The following is a 21,303-nucleotide window of genomic DNA, read 5'->3' as shown; positions in this document are numbered from 1 at the left end:
CGCTGTTCTCCCGGCCATGACGCCTCCCTCTGAGTGTCACAACATTAACACTGAACATGACTCGCGGGTCATTTTCAGTGTTACGCTGGGCACAACGTGACCCCTCGGTCACCTTCTCGGGCCGCCCTGTCCAGTCCTCGCACACGACACGGCCTGCCCGTCTCACCCCACTGCCCCTTTCGGAGTTGACATGAGTTCCGTTCTCGACCCCAAGATCGTCCTTGTCACCGGCGCCTCGTCCGGCATCGGCAGGGCGACCGCACTGGCGCTGTCGAAGGCGGGGGCCACCGTGGCCGTCGGCGGCCGCAGGACCGACCGGCTCGAAGCACTGGCGCAGGAAGCGCCCGGGGAGATCCTCGTCCTGGACATGGACGTGAGCGACCCCGAGTCGGTGCGCAAGGCCGTCGACCGGACCGTCGAACGCTTCGGCACCCTCGACATCGTCGTGAACAACGCCGGCATCATGCTCACCGGCCCCGTCCTTGACGCCAATCCCGCGGAATGGACCCGCATGGTGGAGACCAATCTGATGGGCTCCATGTACACGGTGCACGCCGCGCTCCCCCACCTGCTGCGCTCCCGCGGCGCGGTGGTCCAGATCTCCTCCACCTCGGGCCGAGTCTCCTCGGCCGGCGCCGCGGTCTACTCCGCCACCAAGTTCGGCGTCAACGCCTTCGCCGAGGCGCTGCGCCAGGAGGTGACCGAGCAGGGGGTCCGCGTCGTCGTCGTGGAGCCGGGCTTCGTGTCGACCGAGTTGGCCGACCACATCACGGACCCCATCGGTCGTGCCGCGGTCAAGACCATGGCCGAGTCGATGCGGACCCTTCAGCCGGAAGACATCGCGGCCGCGGTGGTCTACGCCGTCACACAGCCCGACCACGTCGCGGTCAACGAGATCCTCGTACGCCCCACCGACCAGTCCCGCTGATCACCCCTGATCACCCGCGGGGCGGCAACCGCAGCCCCGCACCCCCTGCTTGCAGCCGAGTACGGGCACGCCGGCCGTCACAGTCGGGCGCCCCGCACGGTCTGAGCTTCGGGAGGCACAAGTCGTGCCTCTGCCCGTACCTCGGCTGAGAGGCAAGCATGAACACGCGCATCGTTACCGTGGCCGAAGGAAAGCAGCTCGCGCGCTCCGTGGCGATCGGCACACACCGCCTGACAGCCGACGAGCCGGAGCCCGTCGGCAGCGACACCGGCCCCACCCCGGGCGAACTCCTCCTGGCCGCGCTCGGAGCGTGCACGTCCATGGCGGTGCGGGCCTACGCTCAGCGCCACGAATGGCCGCTGGACCGGGTGGATGTCGCGGTCCGCTTCGGCGCACAGGGGCAGGTGGTCAAGAACATCGGACTCCTCGGGGAGTTGACGCCCGCGCAGCGGGACCAGCTCCTGGCGGTCGCGGGACGCTGTCCTGTCCATCGGCTGCTGACCAAGGACGTCACGATCATCACGGTGCCTACTCTGCTCGCGGAGCCCGCACCGCTGCCGTGACGCGTCAGGCTCACGCAAGAACGCGGGGTGCGGGGTCCGGCCGTGAAGCCGGACCCCGCACCCCGCGTCCGTCAGGCGCGGGCCTCCGGCGCTCCGGCGGTCGCCTGCGCCGCCTCGTTGATCAGACGGGCCACGTCACCGGGGCGCGAGACGCTGACCGCGTGGGAGGCGGAGACCTTCATGACCGAGGCCCCGGCCCGCTCGGCCATGTAGGTCTGCACCTGCGGGGGGATGTTCCGGTCCCCGTCCGCCACCAGCACCCAGGAGGGAATGTCGCGCCACGCGGGCGCGGACGCGCCCTCCGCCAGCGCGGCATCGGCCACCGGTCGCTGTGTCGCGGCCATGACGGCCGTGATCTCCTCGGGGACGTCAGCGGCGAACTGAGCGTGGAACTTGGTCTGTTCGATGTACAGGTCCATGACCTGCCTGCCGTCGGGCAGCGTCACCGGCACGGGCCGGAGCGTGTCGCCGAGGGTGCTGCCGGGGAACTTGCCCGACAGGGTGACGGCGCTCTCGCCCTCCTCCGGCAGGAACGCCGCGACGAAGACGAGCGCCGTGACCTCGGGCAGTCCCTTGGCCGCGTTGCTGATGACGGATCCGCCGTAGGAATGGCCGACGAGGACGACGGGGCCCTCGACGGACGTCACGACCTGCCGGACGTAGTCGGCGTCGGTGGTCAGTCCGCGCAGCGGATTGGCGAGGGCGATCACCGGATAGTCGTGCGCGAGCAGCTTGCCGACGACGCCGTTCCAGCTGGAGGCGTCCGCGAACGCGCCGTGTACGAGGACGATGGTGGGCTTGTGTGCACTCATGGAAAACGGCCTTTCGACGTGCCGGGGGAATGTGGTCGGGTGTGCGGTGTCAGTCAGTTCCGAGAGCCTTGCGCAGCACGTGGACGGCCTGCTCGATCGCGGCGGTCGACGCCTGGGTGCGGCGGACCGTGTTCAGCATCATGAAGTCGTGCAGGGAGGCGTTGTAGCGGATGCTGGTCGTCGGCACACCGGCCTGGACGAGCTTGCGGGCGTAGGCCTCGCCCTCGTCGCGCAGCACGTCGTTCTCGTCGACGACGACAAGCGCCGGCGGCAGGTCCCGGAGGTCTTCCAGCGTCGCCCGCAGCGGCGAGGCGGTGATCTGGGCGCGCTCGGCGGGGTCGGTGGTGTAGGCGTCCCAGAACCATTCCATGGCCTTGGCCGTCAGATGCGGGCCGTGCGCGAAGGTCCGGTAGCTCTCGGTGTCCTGGGCCGCGTCGGTGACGGGGTAGTACAGCGACTGGTGCACGAAGGCCACGTCGCCCCGCTGCTTGGCCATGTGGGTCAGCGCGGCGGTCATGTTGCCGCCGACCGAGTCACCGGCGACGGCCAGGCGGGAGGCGTCGAGCCCTTCGCCGGCGCCCTCGGTGGTGATCCACCGGGCGGTCGCGTAGGCCTGCTCGATGGCGACCGGGTACCTGGCCTCCGGGGAGCGGTCGTACTCGACGAAGACCAGGGCGGCGTTCACCCCGACGGTCAGCTCGCGCACGAGCTGGTCGTGCGTGCCGGCGTTGCCGAGGATCCAGCCGCCGCCATGCACGTAGAGGATGACGGGCAGGGGGCCGGAGCTGCCGACGGGCTTGAGGATGCGCACCCGCACCTCACCGACCTCCGCCGGAACGGTGATCCACTTCTCGTCCACGTCGGGCTTCTCGATGGGCTGCGCCTGCACGTCGTCGAGCAGCTTGCGCGCGCCCTCGACCCCGAGCTCGTACAGCAGCGGCGGCTTGGCGGTCGCGTCGGCGAAATCCTGCGCGGCGGGTTCGAGAACGATGTCGCTCATGGTGTGTTCCTTCTCTGGCGGTCAAGGAGGACTTTTCACACCATGGGACCGGGCTCGCAGCAGATGTGTGACACCAAAAGGTCCCGGGCAGTCGAGCGCCGCCCGGGACCGGACACCGGAGCAGGGGCTAGGAACGGAGTGCGCCGGGCTTCGGCAGTGGCTCGCCGTCCACGAAGAGGTCGACGTGCTCGTTGTAGAAGGCCGTCAGGCCCGCGATGCGGTGGGCGTGGATGGTCGGGAAGTCGTACGCCCAGGCGATGTCCTCGTGCGCGGTGGTGGCGCCGTCGAACGACCAATAGCCGCTCGTCGTTCCCTTGTACGGGCAGCGGGTCACCGTGTCGGTCCGCCGCAGTCGGGTCCAGTCGACGTGCGCGCGGTCGAGGTAGTAGCGCGTCGGCAGGCCGGTCTCGAAGAGTTTGACGCACGCCGGCGCCTCCGCCAGGACCACGCCCTCCAGCTCCACGCGGACGCTGCTGGAGGAACGCACGGCGTCCACACGCGAGTACGGGCTCCTGGGGTGGACGAAGACGGGTTCGTCCTCCTCGAACCAGTAGTCGATGGCCGGCCACTCGAAGCGCACCGTGCCCTGGAGGGGCGCCGGGGCGTCCTTCCCCCACACCCAGGCGGCCCCGGGGCGCGAGTCCCCGCCCACGGACAGAGTGTGCCGGTGCGCCGTGCCCGCACCGTGCTCCTCCGCGATCCCTTCGTCGTCGAGGACGCCGTCGACGAGGTCCCGCACCGGGATGCTGAACTGCGGATAGGCCTGCCACTCCCAGACGTACAGGGCGCGCCGCGTGTCGAAGACGGTGCGGCCGCCGATCACGCCCCTGATACGGCGGGGCACCGGCTCCACGTGCCCGACGGGCACGAGGAAGCTCGGATGCAGAACACTTTCGGTTTCCATGGTCATCACCTAGGTCGGTCGGAGGTTCCGCGCCCGTTCGGACCGGACACGGAGAGAGAGTGTGTGCGCCCGGGACGCCCGCGGGCCGTCACGGACCGCGGGGTTCGTCCGGCGCCGACAGCGCTGAGCAGCGCTTGCTTCACTGTCACAGCAAGTGGCGAAGGCCGGTCTGTGCGGGGAGACAGTCCCCCTGGATAGGAGATCACGCCGTGCACACGCGCACCCGTTATGGCGCCAACACTCATGACACTAACAAGACAGCCCTCTCATGCACACTGTGCACACTGTCGCCGAGGGCCGGACCCCGGCGGCGGCCGGGCCCGGAAACGCGCCCGGCCACACCACCCGGCACCCCCAGCCGCGCCCGACCGGAACCGCGGCTCCCCTCCCCCACCGCTCCTTCGTCGGAGGATTCGCATGTCAGCCCTGCCCCTGCTCGCCCCCTTGCGACGCGTCACGACGGACGTGCTCGAAGTCGCCTATTACGAGACGGGCTCCCCCGACGGTGACACCGTCGTCCTTCTGCACGGTTTCCCCTACGACATCCACAGTTACGTGGACGTGGCCCCCCTGCTGGCCGAGGGCGGATTCCGGGTCATCGTCCCCCACCTGCGAGGGCACGGCCCCACCAGATTCCTGTCCGACTCTCTTCCCCGTTCCGGCCAGCAGGCGGCCCTGGGGGCCGACGTGATCGCACTCCTGGACGCCCTCGGCATCGAGCGGGCCTACCTCGCCGGCTACGACTGGGGCGGTCGCGCGGCCACGGTCGCCGCGGTGCTGTGGCCCGAACGGGTCCTCGGCCTGGTCTGCGTCAACGGCTACCTGATCCAGGACATCGGCGCCGCCATAAACCCCATCTCCCCCGAACTGGAGGCGGGTTTCTGGTACTTCTACTACTTCCTCACCGAGCGCGGCCGCACCGGACTGGCAGCCGATCCACGGGGCGTCGCCCGGGTCATCTGGAAACGCAACTCCCCCGTGTGGGCATTCGGCGAAGCCGAACTGGAGCGGGCCGCTGAGGCCTTCACCAATCCGGACTACGTCGACGTCGTCATCCACTCCTACCGGCACCGGCTCGGCCTGGCACCGGGCGCGGACGCGTACGCCGATCTGGAAGCCCACCTCGCCGGCCTTCCTCCGATCACCGTCCCCACGGTCACCCTGGACGGCACCGCCGACGGCAACTTCCCGGCGACCGACGGGTCATCGACCGCTCACCACTTCACCGGCCCCCGCCTGCACCTTCAGGTCGCGGACGCCGGCCACAACCTGCCGCAGGAACGCCCCGAGGCATTCGCCGCGGCGGTACGGGACGTACGGGCCCTGCGACGGGGACATCCCCGCCACGACTGCCTCACCCGCTGACACCCGACCGCGCGCTCACCGCGGCCCATCGCCGCGCCGACGTCACATCGGACCGTGCCCACCGGTCACATCGAGTGCGGGCGGGCACGCGGCCGCCTGACTGCCTCAGGAAAGGAAACCACCATGTCGTACCCCTACCCGGAACAGCAGTACTTCGGAGACAACGGCGAGGTCAGCGCCGTGTTCCGGCCTGCCGACACCCCAGCCGACCTCGGCGAGAGCGGGCCGGGCAAGGACGCCACCCACTATCTGGCCACCACCACGACCACCCGCGGCGAGTTCGGGCTGTACCGCGTCGAGATGAGGCCGAGGGCCGGCGGCCCGAAGACGCACTTCCACAAGCGGATCTCGGAGTCGTTCTACATCCTGGACGGCACCGTGCGCGTCTTCGACGGTGAGCGCTGGGTGGACGCCCGCAAGGGCGACTTCCTGCACGTGCCGCAAGGAGGGCTGCACGCCTTCCGCAACGACTCCGACGCACCGGCGGACATGCTCCTGCTGTTCACACCGGGCGCGCCGCGCGAGGAGTACTTCGAGCAGGTGTCGCAGCTGGCGCACGCCTCGGAGGAGGAGCGCTCCGCGTTCTTCGACCGGCACGACTCCTACTTCGTGGAGTAGGTCCACCCCTCCGGTGTCCCGCGGCACCCGCGTCCTCCCCGCGGTCGTGGTCGCGGGACGCCCGCCGTCGGGACGGCCCAGGTTCGGGTAACGGGCAGCTTGTCACAACAACACCTTTCGTCCGGTCAACAAGGCGGGGCGCGCGGGCGTATCCGACCTCGCCGCCGCCCTCTCAGCACGTCCTGGCCGTCACGCCCGACCGTCCCGACCCCGGCAAAGGAGACCGCATGAAAGTCGTCGTTGCAGGCGCCACGGGACGGATCGGCTCGAGATCGGTCACCCGTCTGCGGGACCACGGGGCGCAGGTGGTGCCCCTCACCCGCGCCCTGGGCGTCAGCGCCGGTGACGCACACGCTCTGCGCCGAGCACAGCGCGGTGCGCAGATCCTGGTGAACGTCACCGACGCGCCCCCGCGACAGCAGGAGGTCAGCACGGCGATCTTCGGCGACACCACCCGCGGCCTGCTGATTGCCGCCGGGGAGGCCGGCGTCGAGCACTGCGTGGCCCCGGCCGCCGTGGGCGCCGACAGCGTCGCCCCGGGTTACCTCCGGGCCCAGGCCGTACAGGAGGACCTCGTCCGCCGCTGCGCACTGCCGTATTCCCTGGTGCGCGCCTCTTCGGTGCCCTGATCGGGGAGCGGACCCTGACGCCCGGACCGGACGCCCATCTGGCCGTCACACGGTGGCCCAGTGGCTCAAAGACCGCTGATCCACCCACGCCGCACCGTCGGACGGCCCGCGGCATCCACCACCCCCTCCCGTCTCCCCCGCCCCATGCCTTGAGGAAGGCCGCCCATGAGTGACCCGTCCCGGCCCACCGCGTCCCCGTCGAGCAGTGAGCTCGACCAGCTTCCCGACCGTGACCGTGAGGAGACCGCCGAGTGGCAGGCCTCCCTCGACGCCGTCATACGCAACGCCGGACCCGATCGGGCGGTGTACCTGATCCGGCGCGTGCACGAGTACGCGGCCCGCGCCGGCCTGTCCGTGCCGGGGCTGCTCACCACGGACTACGTCAACACCGTCCCGGCGGCCGCGCAGCCGGCGTTCGACGGCGACATCGCCATGGAAACCAGGATCACCGCCCTGAACCGGTGGAACGCCGCGGCCATGGTCACCCGCGGCTCCCGGCTCGGGCTGGGCGGACACATCTCCACCTACGCCTCGGCGGCCTGGCTGTATGAGATCGGCTTCAACCACTTCTTCCGTGGCAAGGAACAGGACGGCTCGGGCGACCAGTTGTTCCTCCAGGGGCACGCCTCGCCGGGCATCTACGCCCGGGTGTTCCTCGAAGGCCGCCTGAGCGAGCAGCAGTTGGACGGCTTCCGGCGCGAGGCCGGCGGTCACGGCCTCCCGTCCTACCCGCACCCCAGGCGCCTGCCGTGGCTGTGGGAGTTCCCGACCGTGTCCATGGGCCTCGGCCCTCTTGGCGCCGTCTACCAGGCACGCTTCAACCGCTATCTGCAGGCCCGCGGCATCAAGGACACCTCCGCCTCCCGCGTGTGGGCGTTTCTCGGCGACGGGGAGACGGACGAGCCGGAGGCCACAGCCGCCCTGACGCTGGCCTCCCGTGAGGGCCTGGACAACCTCACCTTCGTGATCAACTGCAACCTGCAACGCCTCGACGGACCCGTGCGGTCCAACTCCAAGATCGTGCAGGAGCTGGAGGCCCGGTTCCGCGGGGCGGGCTGGAACGTGGTCAAGACCCTGTGGGGCGAGGCCTGGGACCCGCTGCTGGCCCAGGACACGACCGGCGACCTGGTGCGCCGCCTGGGCGAGGAGCCCGACGCCCAGATGCAGACCTTCGCCGCGCGGGACGCCGCCTACATACGCAAGAACTTCTTCGTCGGAGACACCCTGTCCTCACTCTCCGCCACCCTGAGCGACGCCCAGCTGGTGGAGCTCTTCGAGAATTCCCGCGGCGGGCACGAGCCGTTGAAGGTGTACGCCGCCTACCGGGCCGCCGTCGAACACCGGGGGGCGCCGACGGTGATCCTCGCCCAGACGGTCAAGGGGCACACCCTCGGGTCGGCCTTCGAGTCCCGCAACGCCAACCACCAGATGAAGAAGCTGACCATGGCGCAGTTCCGCGAGCTGCGCGACGCGCTGGATCTGCCCGTCCCCGACAGCGCCCTCACCGGTGACGTCGTCCCCTTCTGGCATCCGGGGGAGAACTCGCCCGAGGTGCGGTACCTGCGCGAGCGGCGCGCCGCGCTGGGCGGTCCCGCCCCCGCGCGCCGCGTGATCGCCAAGCCGCTGCCGGAGCCTACCGCACAGCCGTTCGAGGCGCTGTTCAAGGGCTTCGGCCACCAGGAGGTCGCCACCACCATGGCCTTGGTCCGCCTGGTGAAGGACCTGATGCGGGACGGCCGCACCGGCTCCCGCTGGGTGCCGATCATCCCTGACGAGGCCCGTACCTTCGGCATGGAGTCGATGTTCCCCACGGCCGGCATCTACTCGCCGCAGGGCCAGACCTACGACCCCGTCGACGCCGACCAGCTGCTGCACTACAGGGAGAGCGAGACCGGGCAGCTCCTCATCGAGGGCATCACCGAAGCCGGTTCCATGGCCGAGTTCACCGCCGCCGCGACCTCGTACGCCACCCACGGCGAGCCGATGATCCCGTTCTACATCTTCTACGCCATGTTCGGCTTCCAGCGCACCGGCGACCAATTCTGGGCCCTCGCCGACCAGATGGGCCGCGGGTTCGTCGTCGGCGGCACCGCCGGACGCACCACCATGACCGGCGAAGGTCTCCAGCACGGCGACGGCCACTCGCACCTCCTGGCCGCCACCAACCCGGCGGCCGTCAGCTACGACCCGGCCTTCGCCTTCGAGATCGCGGTCATCGTCCGCGACGGCCTGCGCCGGATGTTCGGGGAGCGGCCCGAGAACGTCTTCTACTACCTCACGGTCTACAACGAGCCGAAGCCCCAGCCGCCCATTCCTGCGTGGCCCGGCATCGAGGAGGGCATCGTCCGCGGCCTGTACCCGTTCCGGCCCGGCGACCGCGCCGTGTCCGGCCCTCAGCTGCAGCTCCTGGCCTCCGGCACCGCCGTCCACTGGGCACTGCGCGCGCAGGAACTGCTCGCCGCCGACTGGAACGTGCGCGCCGATGTCTGGTCGGTGACGTCCTGGACGGAGCTCCGCCGGGACGCGATGGACGCCGACACCACCCGCACGCGCGGCGAGCCACGTGTGCCCTTCGTGACCGAGGCGCTCGCCGGTGCGCCGGGTCCGGTCCTGGCCGTCAGCGACTGGATGCGCCAGGTCCCCGACCAGATCGGCCAGTGGATCGAGCAGGACTACTACTCACTGGGCACGGACGGATTCGGCCTGTCCGACACCCGCGAGGACGTCCGGCGCTACTTCCGCGTGGACGCCGAATCGATCACCGTGACGGCCCTGGACCGGCTGGCACGGGCCGGACAAGTGGACCCCGGCACCGTCGACCGCGCCCGCAAGCACTACGGCCTGGACACCTGAAGGAGCCATACGCCGCCATGACTGTTTCCGTGACCCTTCCCGCGCTCGGCGAGTCCGTCACCGAGGGCACCGTGACCCGCTGGCTGAAGCAGCCCGGCGAGCACGTCCAGGAGGACGAACCGCTGCTGGAGGTGTCCACCGACAAGGTGGACACCGAGATCCCCGCTCCCGCCACGGGAGTCTTGCTGACCATCGTCGTCGGCGAGGACGAGACGGTCGAAGTGGGCGCCGAGCTCGCCGTCATCGGCCCGCCCGACGCCGAACCGTCGGCGGCGACCGCGGTCACCGCCGCCCCGGCCGCGCCGGTGACCGCACCGCAGCCCGCCCCCTCATCGGCGCCGGCCGCGGCTCCACCAACGCCCGACACGACGCCACTGCCCTGCGTCTCGCCCACCAGGTGACCAGCGGCGCAGACGAGTTGTGGGGCCGAAGACCAGATATATACGCTCGCACCCGGGGGTGCTCATGAAAGGCAAGAATCCGGGCTTCCTGCACGGCCGGCAGAGCGAGCGAGCGGTGCTGGACCGGCATCTGGCCAAGGTGCGCGACGGCCACAGCGCGGTCCTCGTGCTGCGCGGTGAGGCCGGTATCGGCAAGTCCGCCCTGCTGGAGTACGTGGCCGAGACCGCCGAGGACTGCACCGTGGTGCGCGCGGCGGGAGTCGAGGCCGAGATGGAGCTGGCTTTCGGGGGTCTGCACCAGCTGTGCGCGCCCTTCCTGGATCGCCTCGGGCACCTCCCCGATCCGCAGCGGACGGCCCTGGAGACCGCCTTCGGGCTCAGCGCGGGCACTCCCCCGGACCGGTTCCTCGTGGGGCTGGCGGTCCTCAGCCTGCTCGCCGACGTCGCTGAGGAGACGCCGCTGATCTGTCTCGTCGACGACGTGCAGTGGCTCGACCGCGTCTCGGCCCAGATCGTGGGGTTCGTCGCCCGGCGTTTGATGGCGGAGCGCGTAGGGCTGATCTTCGCTGTACGCGAGGCGGACGGGGAACGCGCCCTGCAAGGGCTGCCTGAGCTCACCCTCGGGGGGCTGAGCGAGCCCGACGCCCGCGCCCTGCTGACCTCGGTGCTTCCCGGCCGGTTCGACGAACCGGTCCGCAGCAGGATTCTCTCCGAGGCGCGCGGCAATCCGCTGGCCCTGCTGGAACTGCCCCGCAGCGCCACCGCGGCCGAACTCGCGGGCGGCTACGCCTCACCGTCGATGGGGCCGCTCATCGGCAGGCTCGAGCACAACTTCAGCCTGCGCGTCGAGGAACTGCCCCCGCGGACACGGCGGCTGCTGCTGCTCGCGGCGGCCGAGCCCGTCGGCGATGTCGCGCTGCTCCGCCGCGCCGCCGACATCCTCGGCGTGTCCATGAGCGAGGCCTCCCCCGCGGTGGCCGCGAACCTGCTGGAAGTACGCACACGGGTCCAGTTCCGGCACCCGTTGGTGCGCTCGGCCGTCTACCGCGCGGCGGGACCGGCCGAACGCCGGGAGGCGCACCGGGCACTGGCCGAGGCCACGGATGCGCGGTCCGACCCCGACCGCCGCGCCTGGCACCTGGCCCGCGCCGCGGCGGAGCCCGACGAGGCCGTGGCGGACGAACTGGCCCGCTCGGCCGACCGCGCGCAGGCGCGTGGCGGCATCGCCGCCTCGGCGGCCTTCCTGGAACGAGCGGCCGAGCTGACACCTGATCCTTCTCGCCGCCGCAGCAGAGCGCTGGCAGCGGCCCGGGCCAAGTACCTCGCCGGAGCGTTCGACGCCGCGCTCGAGCTGCTGAACGTGGCCGAGATGGGCGCGCTCGACGATCTGCAACACGCCCAGGCCAGCCTGCTGCGCGGGCAGATCACCTTCGGATCCCGCAGTGCCGGTGCCACCGTGCCGCTGCTGCTCACGGCGGCCCGGGAGTTCGAGCCGCTCGACGCCGGCACCGCGCGCGAGACCTACCGGGACGCGTTCTACGCGGCCCTCACCGCGGGCCGCGTGTCCAGCGGCCCCGGCCTCGAGGAGGTCGCCTGGGCCGCACGCACCGCGCCCCCGACGGCTCACCCCGGACCCACCGACCTCTTCCTCGACGGCCTGGCCATGGCCACCACGGACGGCTACGCGGCGGGCGCCCCGATACTGCGCCGCGCACTGAACACGCTGCGGTGCGGCGGCTTCACAGCGGAACAGTCGCTGGGCTGGCTCCCGTTCGCCTGCCGCATGGCCCACAACGTGTGGGACTTCGACAGCTGGAGCACCCTGTCGGCCAAGCTCGTCCGTCTGGCACGGGAGACGGGAACGCTGTCCGTGCTCCCCTCGGCGCTCCTGCTGCGGCTGTCGAACCGGGTCTTCGCCGGTGATCTGGACGACGCGGACTCGCTCGCCGCGGAAGCGGTGACGATCGGCGAGGCCACTGGCAGCCACTTCCTCGCACACTACGGGGCGTTGGTGATCGAACCCTGGCGCGGCCGCGAGACCGAGACGCTGCGAGCGATCGGGACGATCACCGGCGACCGGACCCTCAGCGGCGAGGGAAAGGCGCTCACGGCTCCCCAGTGGGCGCTGGCCGTTCTGTACAACGGCCTCGGGCGGTACGAGGAGGCCTGCGCCGCCGCCGCCAAGGGCTGCGAGTACCCGCAGGAGCTGGGGCTCGCCCTCTCCTCCCTGGTCGAGCTGGTGGAGGCGGCGGCCCGCAGCGGGCAGCGGGACCTCGCCGTCGAGGCCGCCGGTCGCCTCGTGACCATCTGCCAGGCCAGTGGCACGGCCTGGGCGACGGGCACTTCCGCGGCGGGGCGTGCCCTGATCAGTGAGGGGGACACGGCCGACGCCCTGTACCGGGAGGCGATCGCCCGGCTGGAGAGCACCCCGGTGCGGACTGCGCTCGCACGCACCCGGCTGCTGTACGGCGAGTGGCTGAGCCGCGAGAACCGCCGTGCCGAGGCCCGGGATCAGCTGGCCCGCGCCCACGAGATCCTCGACCGGGCCGGCGCGGAGGCCTTCGCCGAGCGCGCCCGCCGGGAGCTGGAGGCCGCCGGGGAGACGGTGCGCAGGCGCGACACCGGCACCGACGAGGCGCTCACGCCTCAGGAGGCCCAGATCGCCCGGCTGGCCGGCGAAGGGCTGACCAACCTCGAGATCGGCGCGCAGCTGTTCCTCAGCCCGCACACCATCGAGTGGCATTTGCGGAAGGTATTCACGAAGCTCGGGATCCGGTCCCGCAAACAGCTGGGCGCCGTGCTGCCGGGCGGGGCGGCGACCCCCGCCTGACCCCGCGGCGCCGTCGGCGGGGGTGCGATCCGCGTGCCGCGCCGCGCCCAGTCGGGAGCCCGCGTGGGCCGCACAGGCGGCCTCCCCGCCTCGCGGTGCGCCCACGAACTCCTCTGCCCCGTGGCCCGTGGCTCCGGGCCGTCCGGGGCAGGTCCTGTCGAGGTCCGGTCCCGTTGAGGTCCGGTCCCGGCCAGGGGCCGAGGCGTGGGGGCCGGGGGGCGTGCCCCAGGGGCGCGGGGGCCGGGGGGCAGGTCCCGGGGGCGTCCGGGGCCAGGGGGTGGCGGACCCCGGGGGCGCGGGGGCCGGGGGCAGGTCCCGGGGGCGTCCGGGGCCAGGGGGTGGCGGGCCCCGGGGGCCTGCGGGCCAGGGGGTGGGAGGCCCTGGCCACGTGGCGGCCACGGGTACGACCACGGGGTGCCCCACGGTCTGTCAGGGGCGCAGCAGTGCCCTTGTCGGCGCGAAGTTGGTGTCGGTGGCGAGGGAAGCCGCCGATCCCCAGCCAACAGAGGAGCCGATCGTGGACACATCTGTGATCGCAACCCGGCAGAGTCCGCAGTCGGTGATGGTGACCATCACTGCGGCGCCCGTGGAACTCAACGACGCGGTCTTCGTGTTCAGCCGCGTCCGGCCAGGACTGCTCAAGATCGCCAACCGGATCCTCCGAGATCCCGGCGAAGCCGAGGACGTCATCCAGGAGGCGTGGCTGCGCTGGCAGGGCACGGACCGCACCGTCGTCGCCGACCCCGGTGCGCTGCTTCGCACGACGACCGTCCGGCTCGCCATCAACGTGCTGCAGTCGGCACGCAGACGCCGCGAGTCCAGTGCCACCCCCTGGCTGCCGGAGTCCACGGACACCGGGATGACACCGGAGGCTCTGGCCGAACGCCAGGACTCGGTGGAGCATGCCGTTCTGCTGCTTCTGCAGAGCCTGACCCCCAACCAGCGCGCGGCGTACGTGCTGCGCGAGGCGTTCGGCTATTCCTACGACCGGATCGGCGACCTGCTCCACCTGTCCGTGGCGAACGCACGGCAGCAGGTCTCCCGCGCGCAGGACAGACTGAACAACCGGCGGCACCGGCAGCATGTGGACGCGGCCACCCATCGGCGGCTCGTTCAGGCGATCTTCACCGCCGCCCGCACAGGAGACCTCGACCGCCTGGAGCACGTGCTGACCGGTCAGGACACGCCGTACTCTGGTGAGGGGACGGCCGCACGCGACGGCGCGCCTTCCTACCGGGCCGCCGCATGACCGGCACGTCGCACGGGGACGTGATGCGCGAGGTGCGCACCGACCCTGCCGACGATCGCACGCAGTCCTGCGCGACCGACCGGTGGGACGCGCTCGACCGCCTCCACCGCCGGGTCCAGGGGACGGTGGAGCGGCGGCTGCGCGAGGAGACCGGGTTCGGGTTGAGTGAAGTACAGGCCCTGCGTTACGTGGGAAGGAGCTCCGCCGCGGACGCCGGCGCCGAACCCATGCGGCTCGGGGATGTGGCCAACGGGCTCGGCCTGAGTCAGTCCGCGACGAGCAGGCTGATGGCACGCCTGCGCCGACAGGGCCTGATCATCTCGAGCGCCGTCGACCACGACCGGCGCGGCGTGCAGGTGCTGCTGACCCCGGCGGGGCACGCCGCGCTGCGCCGAACCGCGTCCCGCTACGAACAGGTCGTCCGGGACGCGGTCCGCGATCTCGGCTCCCAGGACGCGGATCCCCTCCTGTGGCGTTTCCTCACCGGCGAGAGCGACACCCGCACGGTCATCCGTTGAGGAAGTCGCGCACGGCCGCCGTGAACCTCTCGGGACGCTCGATGTGCCCGAGATGACCGGTCTCCTGCAGGATCACCAGCCGGGCGTCGGGAAGGAGCTGGTGCATCATGTGCGCCCAGCGCGGTCCGCAGATGAAGTCGTCCCCGCCGACCAGGACCAGGGTCGGCACGGTGAGCCGGGGCAGTTCCTCGCGGACGTCGAACGGGGGCTCCACCCCCCAGGCCGGTGCCGCGAACATCCGCAGAGATGCCCGCCCCGCGGCGAACTCCTCCTCGCGGCCCCAGTAGTCGTGGAAGTAGGCGGGCGAGATGGTGCGCAGCACCTTCGTCGCGCCCTCGTCGTCGGACCGGTCGAGTCGCGTGGTGAGACCCGCGACGTAGGTGGCCACTTCCGGCCGCTCGTCGGCGTGCCGCTGGACGAAGCTCTCCATGTTGGCCACGGCGGCCGCCCAGAACTCCTCTCCCGTCATCGGTGAGGTGTCGTACAGGACGAGGGACGCAAGGCGCTCGGGGTGGTCGAGGGCGTAGCGCTGCGCGACGAAGCCGCCGTGGGAGTGGCCCACCAGGGCCACCTCGGCGAGGCCCAGGTGCTCGATCACCGCGTGCAGGAAGTGGGTGTAGGTGCCGAGGGTGTAGTCGCGTGGGTCGGCCAGCCGGCCGGACTCGCCCGTGCCGACCGGCTCCAGGTAGACGACGGTCATGCTGCGCTCCAGCTCGGGCATGCGCAGGTATTCCCAGCCGATGCCCGGCCCTCCGGAGTGGGCGACGCACACCGGGCCGGTTCCGGCGACGTGGTAGCGCTGGTCGACGGCGGCCGTGCCGTGCTGGACGACGAGGGTGTGGGTGCCCGGGGAGAGGGGGTCCCGGGGATCGACGGCTGGGCTGGATAGGGGCCTCGGGCCCTGTGTGGCGTTCACAACTCACAGATGGTGCGACGGCCCGGAGCCCCGCTCAAGACATTGTGTCTGTTGTCACACCGTATTTCACACCGTTGCTCTCCGCCATGGAATGTCACAGGAACTCCCTTCCGATGGTCAGATACATGAGAGGCATCCGCGACGAGTAAGGAGGCGCTGCCATGAGTTGGCGCGAGAGAGCGGCCTGCCGGGATGTCGACCCCGACCTGTTCTTCCCCATCGGCACCGCTGGTCTGACCCTGGTCCAGATCGACGAGGCGAAGGCCGTGTGCGCCCGGTGCCCCGTGCGGGAGCGGTGTCTGCAGTGGGCACTGGACGTCGGGCAGGTCGAGGGCATCTGGGGCGGCACGACGGAGAGCGAGCGTCGCGCGACGCGACGACGCTCGGCTCGTAAGGACGTCGAGCGGATCGGTGCGAAGGCGTCCTGACCCGGATACGGTCATGTCACACCTTCACCACTTTCCCGGTCCCTTCTGATGAGGGCAACGAAACCCGGTGCGGCAGCTCGTCGCCATGCACCGTTTCGTTGCGCAGACCCGGCCGCAAGGCGCTTCCGGTGACGTGTTGATGGTGGTAATGACATGAGCGACGCAATCGAACCGGTCACCACGGCGGGCAGCCGCAGCGGTGACAGAATCGCCGACTGGGCGAGAACGCGGATGGGCATCGGGCCTGCCAACACGACCGGCACACGCAGGGCCCGTCCGGAGCACTGGTCGTTCCTGCTGGGCGAGATCTGTCTCTACAGCTTCGTCGTCCTGCTCATTACCGGCGTGTATCTGACGTTCTACTTCCACCCGTCGTCGAACGAGGTCGTCTACGACGGCAGTTACGCACCGCTTCGTGGCCAGTTGGTGTCCGAGGCGTTCGACTCGACGATGCACATCTCCTTCGACGTACGCGGCGGCCTGCTCATCCGTCAGGCCCACCACTGGGCGGCACTGATCTTCGTCGCCGCCCTGCTGGCCCACCTGATGCGCGTGTTCTTCACCGGCGCCTTCCGCAAGCCTCGCGAGCTGAACTGGGTGGCCGGTTTCGCCCTGCTCGTCCTCGGCATGTTCGGTGGTCTGACCGGCTACGACCTCCCCGGCGACCTCCTGTCGGGAACCGGGCTCGCCGTGGTGAACGGAACACTTCTGTCGGTACCGATCGTCGGTACCTACCTGTCGATGTTCCTGTTCGGCGGCGAGTTCCCCGGGCACGACCTGGTGCCCCGCTTCCACGTGATCCACGTCCTGGTCATTCCGGCGCTGATGCTGGCGCTCGTCGCCTTCCGCGCCTTCCTCGGGCACCGGCAACGACCCACCCAGTACCCGGGACCGGGCCGTACGGAGCGAAATGTGGTCGGCCTGCCGGTGCAGGTGTACGTGGTCAAGGCGGGTGGCTATTTCTGTCTGGTCGCCGGGATCGTCTTCACCATGGCCGCGATCGCCCAGATCAACCCGGTCTGGGAGTTCGGCCCCTATCGCGCCGATCAGGTCTCCGCGGGATCCCAGCCGGACTGGTACATGGGCATCGCAGACGGGCTGCTGCGTGTCATGCCCGGGTGGGAGGTGAACTTCTGGGGCCACACCCTGGCCCTGGACAATCTGATCCCTCTCCTCGCCGGCCTCGGCTTCTTCCTCGTCATGGGCGCCTACCCGTTCATCGAGGCCTGGGTCACCGACGACGACCGCGAACACCACCTGCTGGAACGGCCACGCAACCGGCCCGTGCGCACGGCGTTCGGCGTGGCATGGCTCAGCGTCTACCTGGTGGCACTGCTCGGAGCCGCGAACGACATCATCGCCGTGACCTTCCACATGTCGGTCAACACGGTCACCTGGACAGTCCGCATCGCACTGTTCGTCGTACCGGTCGTCCTCTTCCTCTTGACCAAGCGCATCGCCCTGGGTCTGCAACGCCGCGATCGCGACAAGGTCCTGCACGGCCGCGAGACAGGCGTCATCAAGCGCCTGCCGCACGGCGAGTACGTAGAGGTGCACCGGCCTCTCGACCCCTACGAACTCCATGCCCTCACGGCGCACGAGCAGTACCGGCCCCTCGACCCGGGACAACGCGACGCAGACGGCCACGCGAGCGGCAGGGCGCGACGGCTGCGCGCGTGGCTCAGCCGTGGCTTCTACGGCGAGGGGACACAGATCCTCAAGCCCACCGTCCAGGAGTACACGGAAATCACCGGCGAACACCACTCCACCAGCAACAAGGACTGAAATATATAAAGTGTCACATCTGCGACACGCACACGGTCCTTGAAGGTGACAGCACACCGTTTCCCGAAAGGGCCTCCCATGAACCGCGGTTTCACCTACCGGCGGGTCCGTACCCCGCTCTCCCTCCTGGCCACCGCCTCCGTCGCCACCGTCCTCATCGCCACGGCAGTCGCCCCCGCCCACGCGGACAGAACCAAGTCCGCGCCGGACAGCGAGAAGAAGCCCACGGTGGTGCTCGTGCACGGCGCGTTCGCCGATTCCACCAGCTGGAACGGCGTCATCAGGAGGCTGAGGCACGAGGGCTACCCCGTCGTCTCCGCGGCCAACCCGTTGCGCGGGCTGAACAACGACACCTCCTACCTCAGAGAGGTCCTGGCCGGCATCGACGGCCCGGTGGTCCTGGCCGGACACTCCTACGGCGGATCAGTGATCAGCAACGCCGCCCACGACGCCGACAACGTCAAGGCCCTGGTGTTCGTCGCCGCCTTCCTCCCCGAAAAGGGAGAGAGCGCCGTCGAGTTGTCGGGCAAGTTCCCCGGCAGCACCCTCGGCGATGCTCTGCACTCCGTGCCGGTCACCCTGCCGGACGGCTCGCGCGATGCGGACCTGACCATCGAACCGAGCAAGTTCCACCAGCAGTTCGCCGCTGACGTCCCCCGCAACACCACGGACCTCATGTCCGTCACGCAGCGCCCGATCACCAACTCCGCGCTGACGGACGACGCCTCCGAGCCCGGCTGGAAGACCATCCCGTCCTGGGCCGTGGTCGCCACCCAGGACCGCAACATCCCGGCGCAGGCCCAGATCTTCATGGCAGAGCGCGCACACGCCCACATCACGCGCGTACGGGCATCGCACGCCGTGAGTGTCTCCCACCCCGCCGACGTCGCCAGGGTGATCGAGGCAGCCGCTCGGACCGTGCGCTGACCCACCGGTGCCGCGGGTCAGGGGCCGTGCAGGCCTCGCCCCCCTGACCCGCACCAACGTCGTGGCCCCCTGGACCGTCGGTCCAGGGGGCCACCATGTGTGCGGGGGTCAGCCGCGATCTTCCGGAGCGACGTAGTCGAAGGTCGGGCCCGCGGTCAGGCCCCCGCCGTCGGGCATCGCCATCAGGCTCTGTGCCTGCCCCTTGAGGGCGTACATCGTGCCCACCGACACCCCGAGCATCGCGGGATTGCCGTTGAACGCCTGCTCCAGGAGCTGCAGCAGCTTGCCGTACGCGATGTTGAACGCCTCCTGTGCCGTGCGGATCGCACTGCCCTCCGGATGGTCCTCCAGCCGCGGGTTGGGCCGCATCGGGCGCACCCCGGCGCGGTCGACGGTGAGCGTTTCGCCGGTGGGCCCTGTCTCCGGTGTGTCCCCCGGCTGGTAGCGCCGGCCCTGTGCGAGCTCCTGGAAGCGGTAGTAGTGCGAGACCGCCTTGGTCTGCGGGTGGAACATGTCCATGTCCCCGTCCCACACGTCGACGCGTGCCGCGCCCTCGCCCTGCTCCACGATCTCCTCCAGGGCGGAGAGCGCCGAGGCGAGATCGGTGACCGGGCTCAGCCGCCCGCCGGTGTGCCCGAAGGGTCCAGCGGCCACCTGGCGGGCGGGATCACCGGTGAAGACCTGTTCCTCGCCGAGCTCGGCGCACAGGTGTCGCAGGCCCCTCTCGATCGCGTCGTAGAACTGGCCGATCGTCATGTAGGCGTCGCCCTCGGCCGGGTCACCCGGGTGGGCGGGTTGTTCGAGGCGGAGGAACATGGTGACCGCCTCCTGACCGAACGGCAGCAAGGACAGCTGCATGGAGGGGTCGGCGTGCGGCATGGGCCGCGGATGCGGCGACAGTATCCGCGGGGTGTCGACGCGAGGTTGCCCGCCGACCGCGTTCAGGAGGTTCGCCACCAGCGCGAGGTGGATCATCTCCTCGACGAACACGCTGCTGACCACTTCGACGGCGTGGGCGTTTCGCTCGGGGTCGAGCGAGTAGAGGGCTGTGAGGTAGGGCGGTAGCGTGGCGTGCTCCAGCTCGATGGCCCACTGCAAGTGCTCTCGCAGGTCCTCCATCGTCGTGATCGAGCGGAACCGGGTCCGGCCGGTGGGGCCTTGATGATTCATGGGGGTCTCACCTGGGTTTCGTGCGTACGGTTCGGCCGCGGTTGCGGACCGACCTGTGGTCACCGGCATCGCTGCCGGCGGGGACCGCGCGGAGCGGTCGGTGTTGTGGCGCGGGGTTGGTCAGGCGGCATACGAGCGGGAGAGGCGGACGGCGGAGATGTCGAAGTTGAGCCTGACCTTGTCGCTGATGAGCACGCCGCCGGTTTCGTCGGGCGTGTTCCCGCCGAGCCCCCAGTCGGAGCGGCGCACCAGGGCGGTGCCGGAGAAGCCGACACGGTGGTCTCCGCTCTCGTCCTGAGTGGCTCCGTCGAAGGCGAGGTGGATATGGAGAGGGAGTTCGACGTCCTTGATCCTGAGGTGGCCCATCAGACGGAACTGGCCGTCTCCGCGGTCTGCGAGGCCCGTGGAGCGGAAGACCATCAGCGGATAGGTGGCGGCGTCGAGGAAGTCCGGACCCGCGAGATGGGTGTCCCGGTCAGGGCTGCTGGTGTCGATACTGCCGGTCTGGACGCTCAAGTAGGCCTCCGAGCGGCTGAGTTGGTAGCCGTCAAGCTTGACCAGCCCCTCGAACACGCCGAAGCGCCCGCGCACGTTCGCGATCATGGCGTGCCGGACGGAGAAGCCGATAGTGCTGTGCGCCGGGTCGATGGTGTAGACACCGGTCAGCGCTGTGTACGGGACGACGATCGACATATGTGGGTCCTTGCGGTCGCTGGTCACGACGATCAGTCGTTGCGAGCCGTCGCCGTGTGCCTGCCGGTGGTGGAGCGGACCGCAGCCGAGGAGGCCCGGGCAAGGTCCGCAGAAGGACAGACAGGTGAGGGCCCACGTGTGTGACACTGGGACCGCCGCCGGGACGGCGTTCTGTGTGTCACAGCATGTCGCCGGGGGCAACGAGTCGCCATTACGCGCGTCGTACGGTCAACACCGCGGGATCGCCCGCGTCCGGCACCGGGTGAATCCGTGCCTGGGCCGGCTCATCGGCGATGTCGTCCCGGGAAGCCGGCCACATCCGGAAGGTCTCGGTGTGCTGACCCGCGAGGCCCAGCGGGGTGACATGGCCGGTGCCCGTGCCGGTGTCCAGCACACCGACCGCGTGTTGCCCACCGCTTCTCCGTACAGGTGCCGCACGTGCGCGGCATCCGCCTCCCTTTGCAGTACGTCGTAGAACTCGGCACTGACGGCGTAGGCCTCTCCGGAGGGCGCGCTCGTCGGATGCGCGGGCGAACGGGACGAAAGCGAGTACATCCCCCACGTGACAGGTCCGGCGCCCTACCTGTGACGGGAGGTGGGTCCCGGACCGGTAACGCTTGACACTGTGTGCCACTATGTTGGGTGCATCCGGCGCAGCACATGATGCTCGTCGTCCCGGCCCGCCGCGGCCGCTCAGCCTCCCCGGATCCCGGC

General features: G+C 70.4%; 19 protein-coding genes and 1 pseudogene. 13 read left to right on the top strand and 7 right to left on the bottom strand.

Annotated features, from left to right (window positions below; translation table 11 throughout):
* Window positions 1-190: 190 nt before the first annotated feature.
* Complete coding sequence (locus AB0N16_RS05970) at window positions 191-928, top strand: SDR family NAD(P)-dependent oxidoreductase (RefSeq protein ID WP_365793485.1); 738 nt, start codon at window positions 191-193, stop codon at window positions 926-928.
* A 158-nt stretch (window positions 929-1,086) separates the two neighbouring features.
* Window positions 1,087-1,491 carry an OsmC family protein gene (locus tag AB0N16_RS05965; RefSeq protein ID WP_365793483.1) on the top strand — a complete coding sequence of 135 codons (405 nt, stop codon included), beginning with the start codon at window positions 1,087-1,089 and terminating at the stop codon, window positions 1,489-1,491.
* Window positions 1,492-1,562: 71 nt separating this feature from the next.
* Here AB0N16_RS05965 and AB0N16_RS05960 read toward each other — a convergent pair whose 3' ends face one another.
* The 3 genes from AB0N16_RS05960 to AB0N16_RS05950 all read right to left on the bottom strand — a co-directional run bounded on the left by AB0N16_RS05960 (window position 1,563) and on the right by AB0N16_RS05950 (window position 4,207).
* Complete coding sequence (locus AB0N16_RS05960) at window positions 1,563-2,303, bottom strand: alpha/beta hydrolase (RefSeq protein ID WP_365793481.1); 741 nt, start codon at window positions 2,301-2,303, stop codon at window positions 1,563-1,565.
* 49 nt (window positions 2,304-2,352) lie between these two features.
* The gene (locus AB0N16_RS05955) at window positions 2,353-3,303 is read right to left on the bottom strand and encodes an alpha/beta hydrolase (RefSeq protein ID WP_365793479.1); all 951 of its coding nucleotides are present in this window, start codon (window positions 3,301-3,303) and stop codon (window positions 2,353-2,355) included.
* Window positions 3,304-3,430: 127 nt separating this feature from the next.
* On the bottom strand, window positions 3,431-4,207 hold the full coding sequence (locus AB0N16_RS05950) for a DUF427 domain-containing protein (RefSeq protein ID WP_365793477.1): 777 nt from the start codon (window positions 4,205-4,207) through the stop codon (window positions 3,431-3,433).
* A gap of 417 nt (window positions 4,208-4,624) precedes the next feature.
* On the opposite strand from AB0N16_RS05950, the gene AB0N16_RS05945 reads away from it, so the two are divergent.
* The 8 genes and pseudogenes from AB0N16_RS05945 to AB0N16_RS05910 all read left to right on the top strand — a co-directional run bounded on the left by AB0N16_RS05945 (window position 4,625) and on the right by AB0N16_RS05910 (window position 14,670).
* Window positions 4,625-5,572, top strand: a complete 948-nt coding sequence (locus AB0N16_RS05945; protein ID WP_365793475.1) for an alpha/beta hydrolase — start codon at window positions 4,625-4,627, stop codon at window positions 5,570-5,572.
* A 123-nt stretch (window positions 5,573-5,695) separates the two neighbouring features.
* Window positions 5,696-6,190 carry a cupin domain-containing protein gene (locus AB0N16_RS05940; protein WP_365793473.1) on the top strand — a complete coding sequence of 165 codons (495 nt, stop codon included), beginning with the start codon at window positions 5,696-5,698 and terminating at the stop codon, window positions 6,188-6,190.
* A gap of 227 nt (window positions 6,191-6,417) precedes the next feature.
* Window positions 6,418-6,819 (top strand): hypothetical protein, encoded by a 402-nt coding sequence (locus AB0N16_RS05935; RefSeq protein WP_365793471.1) that lies wholly within the window; start codon window positions 6,418-6,420, stop codon window positions 6,817-6,819.
* A 165-nt stretch (window positions 6,820-6,984) separates the two neighbouring features.
* Window positions 6,985-9,672: a pyruvate dehydrogenase (acetyl-transferring), homodimeric type gene (gene aceE / locus AB0N16_RS05930; protein ID WP_365793469.1), complete on the top strand. Its 2,688-nt coding sequence runs from the start codon at window positions 6,985-6,987 to the stop codon at window positions 9,670-9,672.
* 29 nt (window positions 9,673-9,701) lie between these two features.
* Window positions 9,702-10,025: pseudogene (locus tag AB0N16_RS05925) on the top strand (biotin/lipoyl-containing protein); the annotation flags it as partial.
* 112 nt (window positions 10,026-10,137) lie between these two features.
* Window positions 10,138-12,903, top strand: coding sequence for an AAA family ATPase (locus AB0N16_RS05920; protein ID WP_365793467.1), 2,766 nt, complete (start codon window positions 10,138-10,140; stop codon window positions 12,901-12,903).
* Window positions 12,904-13,420: 517 nt separating this feature from the next.
* Complete coding sequence (locus AB0N16_RS05915) at window positions 13,421-14,152, top strand: sigma-70 family RNA polymerase sigma factor (protein WP_365793465.1); 732 nt, start codon at window positions 13,421-13,423, stop codon at window positions 14,150-14,152.
* Window positions 14,149-14,670, top strand: a complete 522-nt coding sequence (locus AB0N16_RS05910) for a MarR family winged helix-turn-helix transcriptional regulator (RefSeq protein ID WP_365793463.1) — start codon at window positions 14,149-14,151, stop codon at window positions 14,668-14,670. The genes AB0N16_RS05915 and AB0N16_RS05910 overlap by 4 nt, the downstream gene beginning before the upstream one ends.
* On the opposite strand, the gene AB0N16_RS05905 is transcribed toward AB0N16_RS05910, so the two are convergent.
* Window positions 14,660-15,586: an alpha/beta hydrolase gene (locus AB0N16_RS05905; protein WP_365793461.1), complete on the bottom strand. Its 927-nt coding sequence runs from the start codon at window positions 15,584-15,586 to the stop codon at window positions 14,660-14,662. The two genes, AB0N16_RS05910 and AB0N16_RS05905, sit on opposite strands and share 11 nt — an antisense overlap.
* Window positions 15,587-15,747: 161 nt before the next feature.
* On the opposite strand from AB0N16_RS05905, the gene AB0N16_RS05900 reads away from it, so the two are divergent.
* The 3 genes from AB0N16_RS05900 to AB0N16_RS05890 all read left to right on the top strand — a co-directional run bounded on the left by AB0N16_RS05900 (window position 15,748) and on the right by AB0N16_RS05890 (window position 18,726).
* Window positions 15,748-16,014, top strand: coding sequence for a WhiB family transcriptional regulator (locus AB0N16_RS05900; RefSeq protein ID WP_142146700.1), 267 nt, complete (start codon window positions 15,748-15,750; stop codon window positions 16,012-16,014).
* 153 nt (window positions 16,015-16,167) lie between these two features.
* Window positions 16,168-17,799: a ubiquinol-cytochrome c reductase cytochrome b subunit gene (locus AB0N16_RS05895; RefSeq protein WP_365793458.1), complete on the top strand. Its 1,632-nt coding sequence runs from the start codon at window positions 16,168-16,170 to the stop codon at window positions 17,797-17,799.
* A gap of 78 nt (window positions 17,800-17,877) precedes the next feature.
* Window positions 17,878-18,726, top strand: a complete 849-nt coding sequence (locus AB0N16_RS05890) for an alpha/beta hydrolase (protein ID WP_365793456.1) — start codon at window positions 17,878-17,880, stop codon at window positions 18,724-18,726.
* Window positions 18,727-18,834: 108 nt separating this feature from the next.
* Here the strand turns inward: AB0N16_RS05890 and AB0N16_RS05885 are convergent, their stop codons facing one another.
* From AB0N16_RS05885 to AB0N16_RS05875, 3 genes are all read right to left on the bottom strand, one after another.
* Entirely contained in the window at window positions 18,835-19,896 is a 1,062-nt protein-coding gene (locus tag AB0N16_RS05885) for a ferritin-like protein (RefSeq protein WP_365793454.1), read from the bottom strand.
* Window positions 19,897-20,016: 120 nt separating this feature from the next.
* Window positions 20,017-20,589 carry a YceI family protein gene (locus AB0N16_RS05880; protein WP_365793452.1) on the bottom strand — a complete coding sequence of 191 codons (573 nt, stop codon included), beginning with the start codon at window positions 20,587-20,589 and terminating at the stop codon, window positions 20,017-20,019.
* Window positions 20,590-20,800: 211 nt separating this feature from the next.
* Window positions 20,801-20,983 (bottom strand): hypothetical protein, encoded by a 183-nt coding sequence (locus tag AB0N16_RS05875; protein WP_365793450.1) that lies wholly within the window; start codon window positions 20,981-20,983, stop codon window positions 20,801-20,803.
* Between the last annotated feature and the right edge of the window lie 320 nt (window positions 20,984-21,303).

Origin of the sequence: Streptomyces sp. NPDC051105 (assembly GCF_040682795.1) — a bacterium.
Taxonomy (GTDB): Bacteria; Actinomycetota; Actinomycetes; order Streptomycetales; family Streptomycetaceae; genus Streptomyces.
This window is presented reverse-complemented; position numbering and strand designations above follow the sequence as displayed.